Annotated in this window: 1 protein-coding gene; it reads left to right on the top strand. The window is 61.1% G+C overall.

Features of this window, described 5'->3' with window-relative positions; translation table 11 throughout:
- Positions 1–48: 48 nt before the first annotated feature.
- The coding region (locus HMPREF0178_RS20170) for a hypothetical protein (RefSeq protein ID WP_009369393.1) at positions 49–718 on the top strand (670 nt) is incomplete at its 3' end.

The raw sequence follows: 718 nt of genomic DNA, 5'->3' as shown, positions 1-718 counted from the left end.
CTCTCCCGCCTCCTCTTGAATGAAAACCGCACATAAGGGAGGCGCAACATGAAGTTCCACTGGCGATTGGGTGGCATCGTCTTTGTAGCCATCGTCGTGATCTCTTTCCCGGCCCGGGCGAGTCCCCCCGCGACGCAGGACTCGGCTCTGGAATTTGCCAAAGATCACAAGTCCACGCTCAAGAGCCCTGGCGCCATCAACGACCGGCTTTTTCAACCCGCCCTGTCCACGGAGCGGGAATTCGAGACCTTCGATGGGAGCGCCAGATTTCGGGCCAATCTCATGTGTTCCTCGGAAGCACCGGTGGTCAGAGTGACCGCGTACCCTGTCGGCTCGCTTACGGCCATTGGGGAACTGAACCTGCGGATTGAATACGACCGCGATCTGGACGGAAGGCTGGAGGGCGTCCTGACCGTGAACAACGTGGCCGGGATGTGCGGCAACGGGATCATCCGGGACTGCTCGCCGTCCGGGTCGTGGCTGAACTGCCGTTACTGCCGCTGGTCTCTGGAGGGTGGCGCAATCCGCGAGCAATGCGATTACGGCGGTGCGGAGGGTAGCCAGGCCCCCATCGGCCCGCAGGGAATGCGCGGTTGCTTTTGTTTCAACGCCAGTTGCGGGGCTCCGGTCATGTCGATGCTCGAAACTGTCCTGAGTTTCGCGGCAGGGGGCATCATCGATCAACTGCGTGCTCTGCATCCGGCGCTGGCAATAAATA

Source organism: Bilophila sp. 4_1_30, from assembly GCF_000224655.1.
GTDB lineage: Bacteria > Desulfobacterota > Desulfovibrionia > Desulfovibrionales > Desulfovibrionaceae > Bilophila > Bilophila wadsworthia.
The sequence above is the reverse complement of the archived record's forward strand: the minus strand, read 5'-3'. Positions and strand labels throughout refer to the sequence as shown.